The 9,272-nt window shown below is 69.6% G+C and carries 3 protein-coding genes; all 3 read left to right on the forward strand.

Annotated elements, in window-relative coordinates:
- Positions 1-44 precede the first annotated feature (44 nt).
- The 3 genes from ACFYXB_RS39035 to ACFYXB_RS39045 all read left to right on the forward strand — a co-directional run bounded on the left by ACFYXB_RS39035 (position 45) and on the right by ACFYXB_RS39045 (position 9,180).
- Positions 45-5,993: a type I polyketide synthase gene (locus tag ACFYXB_RS39035; protein ID WP_389589733.1), complete on the forward strand. Its 5,949-nt coding sequence runs from the start codon at positions 45-47 to the stop codon at positions 5,991-5,993.
- A gap of 14 nt (positions 5,994-6,007) precedes the next feature.
- Positions 6,008-6,904: a proline iminopeptidase-family hydrolase gene (locus tag ACFYXB_RS39040; RefSeq protein WP_389589730.1), complete on the forward strand. Its 897-nt coding sequence runs from the start codon at positions 6,008-6,010 to the stop codon at positions 6,902-6,904.
- Positions 6,905-7,536: 632 nt separating this feature from the next.
- Entirely contained in the window at positions 7,537-9,180 is a 1,644-nt protein-coding gene (locus tag ACFYXB_RS39045; protein ID WP_389589731.1) for an MFS transporter, read from the forward strand.
- Positions 9,181-9,272: the final 92 nt, after the last annotated feature.

Raw genomic sequence — 9,272 nt, forward strand, 5'->3', positions numbered from 1 at the left:
CCGGCTCTGACCAGAACAAACTCGTCGACGCGCTCCGGTCGGCGCTGAAGGAGACCGAGCGGCTGCGCGCACAGAACAAGAAGCTCACCGCCACGCTCCGCGAACCCATCGCCATCATCGGCATGAGCTGCCGTTACCCGGGTGGGGTGGAGACGCCGGAGGACCTGTGGAGGCTGGTCGCCGACGGCGTGGACGCGGTCACGGAGTTCCCGGCCGACCGCGGCTGGGACGCCGACCAGCTCTTCGACCCCGAGGCACAGCGCCCCAGCACGACGTACGTCCGTGAGGGCGGCTTCCTGCACGACGCCGCCCACTTCGACCCGTCCCTCTTCGGCATTGCGCCGAACGAGGCGCTGATCATGGACCCGCAGCAGCGGCTGCTGCTGGAGACGTCGTGGGAGGCGATCGAACGGGCCGGTATCGACCCGGCCACGCTGAAAGGCTCGGCCACCGGTGTCTTCGCCGGGATGATGTACCACGACTACGCCGCCAACGCGAACACCGGCTCCATCGCCTCCGGCCGCGTCTCCTACGCCCTCGGCCTCGAAGGCCCGTCGGTGACCATGGACACGGCCTGCTCCTCGTCCCTCGTCGCGCTCAACTCAGCTGCGCACGCGCTGCGTTCGGGCGACTGCTCGCTCGCCCTGGTCGGCGGCGTCTGTGTGATGGCGACGCCGGAGACCTTCGTGGAGTTCAGCCGGCAGCGGGGCCTGTCCCGCAGCGGCCGCTGCAAGTCCTTCGCCGCCGCGGCGGACGGTACGGCCTGGGGCGAGGGCGCAGGCATGCTCCTCGTCGAACGTCTGTCCGATGCCCGCGCCAACGGCCACCCGGTCCTCGCGATCGTCCGCGGCATCGCCGTCAACCAGGACGGCGCCAGCAACGGCCTCACCGCACCCAACGGCCCCTCCCAGGTCCGCGTCATCCGCCAGGCCCTCGCCAACGCCCAGCTCGCCCCCGACCACATCGACGCGGTTGAGGCGCACGGTACGGGTACCACGTTGGGTGACCCGATCGAGGCGCAGGCGCTGTTGGCGACGTACGGCAAGGATCGTCCGGAGGATCAGCCGTTGTGGCTGGGGTCGATCAAGTCGAACATGGGTCACACGCAGGCCGCGGCGGGTGTCTCGGGCATCATCAAGATGGTCGAGGCGATCCGGAACGGTGTGTTGCCGCCGACCCTGCACGTGGACGAGCCGACGCCGCAGGTCGACTGGTCGGAGGGCAACATCCGCCTGCTGACCGAGTCCCAGCCCTGGCCGGAGACGGGCCGTCCGCGCCGGGCGGGTGTCTCCTCGTTCGGTATCAGCGGCACCAACGCCCACGTCATCATCGAACAGGCCCCGGAACCCGACCCCGAGGAGAACACGGCCGAGCACAGCTCCCTCCCTGTCGTCCCCCTCCTCATCTCCGGCAAGACGGAACAGGCCCTACACGGCCAGGCCCAGCGCCTGAAGTCCCACCTCGAAACACACCCCGCACTGCGTCCGCTCGATGTCGCCCACTCCCTCGCCACCCGCCGCACTGCGCTGGACTTCCGGGCGGCTGTGGTGGGTGCGGACCGGGAGGAACTGCTGGCGGGTCTGGCGGCTGTGGCCGAGGGGCGGTCGGCTGCTGGTGTGGTGCAGGGGAGTGTGCGGGGGGCTGGTCGTACGGCGTTCCTGTTCACGGGGCAGGGGGCGCAGCGCGTCGGTATGGGGCGGGAGTTGTATGCCGCGTTCCCGGTGTTCGCGGAGGCCTTCGACGGCGTGCTCGCCGAGCTGGATCTGCCGCTGCGGGATGTCATCTGGGGTGAGGACGCCGGGCGGCTGGGTCGTACGGAGTTCACGCAGCCTGCGTTGTTCGCGATCGAGGTGGCGCTGTACCGGCTGGTGGAGTCGTGGGGTGTCAAGCCGGACTATCTGGCCGGCCACTCGATCGGTGAGTTCGCGGCCGCGCATGTCTCGGGTGTCCTGTCGCTGACGGACGCGGCCAGGCTGGTTTCTGCGCGTGGCCGGTTGATGCAGGCTCTGCCGGAGGGCGGGGCGATGGTCGCCGTACAGGCCACGGAGGACGAGGTTCGTCCGCTGCTGGCCGACGGCATCGGTATCGCGGCGGTCAACGGGCCCAGCTCTGTTGTGGTTTCCGGTCTCGAGGCCGAGGCTTTGCGGATCAAGGCGCATTTCGAGGCCGAGGGCCGTAAGACGACCCGCCTGAAGGTCTCGCACGCTTTCCACTCGCCGTTGATGGAGCCGATGCTCGACGAGTTCCGTTCTGTGGCACGGGAGTTGTCGTACGGTGCTCCGTCCGTCCCGATCGTCTCCACCCTCACCGGCACTGCGGTGAGCGGCGAGCTGTCCGACCCGGAGTACTGGGTCCGCCACGTCCGCGAAGCCGTCCGCTTCGCGGATGCCGTCAAGGTGCTGGCGGACAAGGGTGTCACCCGCTTCCTCGAGCTCGGTCCGGACGCGGTCCTGACCGCGATGGGTCAGCAGACCGCCGAAGGCGCCTTCGTCCCCGCGCTGCGCCGCGACCGCGACGAGAGCCGCGAGGCGGTGTCCGCAGTCGCAAGGATCGCGGTACTGGGCGGGACGGTCGACTGGACGGCGTTCTACGCGGGCACCGGTGCCCATCGTGTCGATCTGCCGACGTACGCCTTCCAGCGGCAGCGTTACTGGTTCCACACCCTGGACTACCTGGCCGAATCCTGGGTCGCCGCCGAACTGGGCGGAGTGTCCGGGGCCGGTCTGGAACCCGCTGGACACGCGCTGCTCGGTGCAGCGGTGACCCCGGCCGACAGTGACAGCGTGCTGATGACAGGCCGCTTGTCGCTGGCGGCCCAGCCGTGGCTGGCCGATCACGCCGTCGGCGGCACCGTCCTCCTGCCCGGCACGGGCCTGGTGGACCTGGCGATCGCCGCCGGCGACCGGGTCGGTCACGACCGGCTCGAAGAGCTGACGCTCCAGGCGCCGCTGGTGCTGCCGGAGAGCGGGGGCGTCGTCGTCCACGTCGTCGTGGACGAGCCGGACGACTCCGGTGCGCGCCGGCCGGTACGCCTGTACACCCGTGCGGACGACACCGACGACGTCCAGTGGACCCTGCACGCCACCGGGACCCTGTCCGCCGCCGCGCCCGAGGCCCCCTTCGACCTGGCGCAGTGGCCGCCGGTGGGTGCGGAGTCGGTGGATGTGGAGGGTCTGTACGAGGGGTTGGCGGAGGCCGGTCTGGAGTACGGGCCGGTGTTCCAGGGCCTGACGGCTGCCTGGCGCTCGGGTGAGGAGATTTACGCAGAGATCGCACTGCCCGAGGACACAGCCGTCGACGGCTTCGGGGTGCACCCGGCGCTGCTGGATGCGTGCCTGCATGCGATCGGCCTGCGTGAGGGCGGCGATGACCGTTTTGCTCGGCTGCCGTTCGCGTGGACGGGTGTGTCCTTCCATGCTTCGGGTGCCACCCGGGTACGACTGAAACTCACCTCCGCCGGTACGGACGGCGTTGCCCTGCAGGTGGCCGACGAGCAGGGCTCTTTGGTGGCGAGCGTCGACGCCCTTGTCCTGCGGGAGGTCTCCGCCGATCAGTTGGCGGCTGCGGGCTCGGCGTTCCACGAGTCGCTGTTCCAGCTGGACTGGGTGACGCTGCCCGGGACGACGCAGAACGGGCCGGTACCCGACGACGTGACCGTGCTGCACACGGCCCCTGGTACGGATGCCGGTGAGGTGCGGTCGGCAGTGCACCGGGCGCTGGCCGAACTGCAGGGTGCCGAGGGGCAGTTGGTGTTCGTCACCCGGGGTGCGGTGGCGCTGCCGGGTGAGGATGTCACGGACCTGGCCGGGGCCGCCGTATGGGGCCTGGTCCGCTCGGCCCAGTCGGAGGACCCGGGCCGCTTCTTCCTCGTCGATGTCGGCGAGGACGGCGAGGACGGCGAGGACACCGCAGTCTCCCTCGCCCTGGCAACCGGCGAACCGCAGGTCGTCGTACGCGACGAAACCGCCTACGGCGCCCGCCTCGCCCGTACGCCCGCCCCCACGGAACCCGCGACCGAGCCCCGCTTCTCGGCCGAGGGCACGGTCCTGCTGACCGGTGCGACCGGCACTCTGGGTGGGCTGTTTGCCCGGCATCTGGTCGCTGAGTACGGTGTACGGCGTCTGTTGCTGACCAGCCGCCGTGGTGAACAGGCCCCGGGTATACGGGAGTTGGCGGCGGAGCTGACCGCGCTGGGTGCGGAGGTGACGGTGGCCGCCTGTGACGCGGCCGACCGTGAGGCGCTGGCGGCGCTCATCGAGGGCGTCGACCTGTCGGGCGTGGTGCACGTGGCGGGTGTCCTGGACGACGGCGTGATCGCGTCGCTCACTCCGGAGCGGGTGGACAAGGTGCTGCGTCCGAAGGTGGACGCGGCCCTCAACCTGCACGACCTGACCGCCGGCAAGAACCTGACCGCCTTCGTCCTCTTCTCCTCCGCGGCCGGTGTCTTCGGCAACCCGGGACAGGGCAACTACGCCGCCGCCAACACATTCCTGGACGCCCTGGCCGCCCACCGGCAGGCGCAGGGTCTGCCCGCCCAGTCCCTGGCCTGGGGTCTGTGGGGCGACGACGCCGAGGGCATGGCGGGTGAGCTGAGCCAGGCCGACATCGACCGGATGAACAGCACCGGTGTGCACGCGCTCTCGCCGGAGCAGGGCCTGGAGCTGTTCGACATGGCGGGGACGCTGCCCGCGCCTGCCCTGGTGCCCATCCGCCTCGACCTGAAGGCGCTGCGCTCGGCGGGCGAGGACCTGCCCACCCTGTTCAAGGGCCTGGTCCGGGTCACCAGGCGCCGTACCGCCCGGGCCAAGACGGACCCCTCGGTCCTGCGCGGACAGCTCGCCGCCCTCGAGCCGGCCGCGCGGGAGAGCGCCCTGCTGACGTTGGTGCTGGAGCACACCGCCCGGGTGCTGGGACACAGTTCCGTGGACGCCATCGCACCCGAGCGGGACTTCCTGGAGGCGGGAGTCGACTCGCTGAGCGCCATGGAGCTGCGCGGCGCGCTCAACACCGTCCTCGGGCTCGGCCTGCCGCCCATGGCCGTCTTCGACAGCAAGACCCCCGCGGGGCTGGCACGTGAACTGGCCGAGACGCTGAACCGGTTCGACGAAACGCAGGTGGCGCCGGGCGGCCGGGCGGCGCAGGACGACGGGGACACCGTGACCGGGCTCTTCCGCCGGACCGTTCTGGCCGGTGAGACCACCAAGGCGTTCGGTCTGCTGCGCGCGGTCGCCGATCTGCGGCCGACATTCGACTCGTACGAGGGCCTGGCCGTCCCGCTGCGCCCGGTGCGGCTCGCGGACGGTCCCGCCCGGCCGCGGCTGATCTGCCTCGGCACGCCCATGGCCACCGGCGGCACGCACCAGCATGCCCGGCTGGCCTCGCACTTCCGTGACGTGCGCTATCTGGCCACCCTGCCGTCGCCCGGCTTCGAGCGCGGCGAGAACCTGCCCGGCTCCGTCGGCGCGCTCACCTCGGCGCTGGCGCACGCCGTACTGGACGCGGCGGAGGGCGAGCCGTTCGTCCTGCTCGGCTACTCCTCCGGCGGGCTCCTCGCCTACGGGACCGCGGCCTGCCTGGAGCGCGACCTGGGCACGCCCGCGGCCGGCGTGGTCCTCGTGGACACCTACGTGGTGACGCAGGAGGCGGGCGGCGGCATGCAGGCCCAGGTGTTCGAGCAGATGTCCGCCGCGCTGGTCGAACGGGACTCGCACTACGGCCTGTTCGACGCGGCGGGCCTGTCCGCCATGCGCGCCTACTTCGACCTGCTGCCGCTGTTCCCGCTCGACGGCATCGAGACCCCGGTGCTGTTCGTCGGCGCCGAACGCAGCTTCCTGACCGACGGCCCTGACGGGGACGACTCCTGGAAGGCCCGGCCGTGGCACATCGGCCACACCTACCGCTCCGTTCCCGCCGACCACTTCACCATCGTGGAGGAGGAGGCGGAGCACACCGCGAAGACGGTGGAGGAGTGGATCTCAGCCCAGAACACGTGAAAAAGGTGAGGGACATGTCGCAGGCCCCCAGCGCCAAGGGAACCGTTGCGTTCGGCGAGTACAAGACCTGGTACCGGGTCACCGGAGACCCCGACTCGGGCCTCGCGCCGGTCGTCGTGGTGCACGGTGGCCCGGGTTCCACGCACGACTACCTGCTGCCGCTCGCCCGGCTCGCGGAGGAGGGCCGGCCGGTCGTGCACTACGACCAGATCGGCAACGGCGGCTCCACCCATCTGCCCGGCCGCGGCGCGGACTTCTGGACCGTGGAGCTGTTCCTCGCCGAACTCGACAACCTCCTCACCGCCCTCGGCATCGCCGACAACTACGTGCTGTTCGGGCAGTCCTGGGGCGGCCTCCTGGCCGCCAAGCACGCCGCCGCACGCCCCGCGGGGCTGCGCGGACTCGTCATCGCCAACTCGCCCGCCTCGTACCCGCTGTGGCTGGAGGAGATGACGGTGCTGCGCGCCCAGCTGCCGCCCGGCGTCAACGAGACGCTGCTGCGCCACGAGGCCGCCGGGACGACGGACAACGAGGAGTACCACGAGGCGATGACGCCCTTCTACGAGAAGCACGTCTGCCGTCTCAAGCCGTGGCCGCGCGAGTACCGGGCCTCGTTCTACGAGGTCTACAACGACCCGACGGTGTACTACTCCATGAACGGCCCCAGCGAGTTCCACGTCATCGGCACGCTGAAGGACTGGGGCGTCGAGGACTGCCTGCCGGACATCGCCGTGCCGACGCTGGTGCTCTCCGGCCGCCACGACGAGGCCACGCCGAAGACCGTGCGGCCGTACCGGGAGCTGATCCCCGACGCGCGCTGGGTGATCTTCGAGGACTCCAGCCACCTGCCGCACCTCGAGGAGCCGGAGACCTTCCACGAGGTCATGACGGAGTACCTCAAGAGCCTGTGACGAGGCCTGCTGGATCCGTTCGCAAAGGCAGCGTAAATTCCGCTGGAGAGCCGCTCGAATTTCACTTGAGTGGAGCTCGAATTCCGCTGGATAATGCCGGTGTTCGGATATGGCGGGATGCCGACCATGATTGCTTGCGGTGTGTCCGTTCTTCCCGCGTCCGTGCGGCCGGGTGTTTCCGGCCGCACGGACGCGGTACGCCCTCACCCTCACGACCTGCTTGGACGTGCCCGTTGGCTGGGTTCACGGGCCGTCCCGAGCGGCTCGGAAAGAGCCCTTTCAAGCCATCCGGAAAGCGCTTCGATCGGAGCTCGTCTCGAGTTCCGCTTGAGCGGTGGAATTGCCCTCACCCGGCCAGTACGCGACGCCGCTATGGTTTCGGATAAGGCCCTGCGTCACACCTGGCGAAGGGTCTGCCCGGGGAAGGGCTAGCCGCGAAACCGCCGCAGAGGACGGCACGAGACTGACCACCTCTCGTCCCCTGACGGCCCATCAGAAAATGTGCGATGCCGTCAACTCCGCATCTCTCCCGATCCGATTGACCCTCCCCCCACGTTCTGCGTATGGTCTACACAGTGCCGCGTGCGCCGCACGCAGTAAAAGGCTCGATCCGATCACGGGAGGCATCGAACATGCCTGAAGTCACTCGCAAGGCCGGCCGGAAGGAGTGGACCGCACTAGGTGTGCTCATGCTGGCCCTGCTGCTCGTGTCGATGGACATGTCGGTGGTGTACTTCGCCGTTCCGAACATCACCGAACAACTCGAGCCGACCGCAACCCAGCAACTGTGGATGTTCGACGCCTACAGCTTCGTGCTGGCGAGCCTCTACATCACGATGGGCTCCATCGGTGACCGGATCGGCCGCCGCAAGCTCCTGATGCTGGGTGCGCTCGTCTTCGGTGTCGGCTCGGTCCTCGCGGCCTACAGCCAGAGCTCGGAGATGCTCATCTTCGCCCGCATCTTCCAGGCCGTCGGCGGTGCGACCCTCGAACCCACCGCCATGGCGCTGCTGCGGGTGATGTTCCACGACCCGAAGGAGCGCACCAAGGCCGTCGCCATCTTCGTCGGCACGCTCGGCACGGGTGTGACCGCCGGCCCGGTGCTCAGCGGTCTGCTCCTCGCGCACTTCTGGTGGGGCTCGATCTTCCTGATCAACGTGCCGTTCATGGTGATGCTGCTGATCACGGCCCCGATCCTGCTGCCGGAATCCAAGATCCCGCGACTCGGCAAGTTCGATGTGCTGGGATCGCTGCTCACCATCGTCGGTCTGTTCCCGCTCATCTACGGCATCAAGGAGATCGCGGCCAACGGCACCAACCCGCTGCGTCTGGCCTGTGTCGGCGTCGGCGTGGCCAGCCTGATCGCCTTCGCCATCCGGCAGCGCGCCTCCGACCACCCGATGCTGGACATGGCGCTGCTGCGCCGGCGTGCGGTCAGCGGTGCGGTGATCACCAAGCTCATCGGTTCCTTCGCCCTGATCGGCTTCACCGTCTTCACCGCGCAGTACCTGCAGTCGGTGCAGGACCGCACTCCGCTGAACGCGGCGCTGTGGAGCCTGGTGCCCTCGGTGGGTGTCGCCGTCATCCAGCCGGCCACGGTCGGGTTCCTGGAGAAGGGCGTGCGGCGCTCCTCGATCACCGCGGGCTGCTTCGCGATGGCGCTGGGCGGCTTCGCAATCATGACGCAGCTCGACGCCGGCTCGCCGCTGTGGCTGATGCTGGTGGCGATGAGCCTGCAGGCCGGTGGTCTGGTCTCGGTCCTGGGCCAGTGCACCGACATGTTGGTCGCCAACGTCAGTGAGAAGGAGGCCGGTTCGGGTACCTCGGTGCTCGAGACGGGCTCGCTGCTCGGCGGTTCGCTCGGTATGGCCCTGCTCGGCAGCGTCGGCGCCTACGTCTACGGCAACGACGTCAAGGACAAGCTGCCCAGAGGCCTGCCCAAGGAGGCCTACAGTGCGGCTCCCGACACTCTGGGCGGAGCCATCGTCGCGGCGCAGAAGCTGCCCGGCGCGACCGGTCAGACCGTCCTCAAGGTGGCCCGCGACGCCTTCACGCACGGCCTCAACCTGGCGGCCGTCGTGGCCGGTGCCGTGGTCATCCTGGGCATGCTCTTCGTGACCATCGCCCTGCGGAAGGTGCCCAACGCCCCGCAGGCCGACCGGGAGTCGGAGTCCACGGTCGTCGCCCAGCAGACGCCGGCGTCCTGGCAGCCCGAGGCCTCCAGCCCCGCGCAGGCCGCGATGCGGGAAAACCAGAGCCAGCCGCAGAGGTACTGACCGGACATCTTGAGCGCAGGCCCCTCCCTTCAGGGAGGGGTTAGCTCATCTTTCAACTGCTCTGACCTGCACTGATGGTGTTAGAATTGGTC

It is taken from the genome of Streptomyces sp. NPDC002619, from assembly GCF_042889305.1.
Lineage (GTDB): Bacteria > Actinomycetota > Actinomycetes > Streptomycetales > Streptomycetaceae > Streptomyces.

Bases quoted from the DNA above. Each gene is read 5' to 3' on its own strand.
- ACFYXB_RS39040 (WP_389589730.1), top strand. From the start codon at position 6,008: ATGTCGCAGGCCCCCAGCGCCAAGGGAACCGTTGCGTTCGGCGAGTAC.
- ACFYXB_RS39045 (WP_389589731.1), top strand. From the start codon at position 7,537: ATGCCTGAAGTCACTCGCAAGGCCGGCCGGAAGGAGTGGACCGCACTA.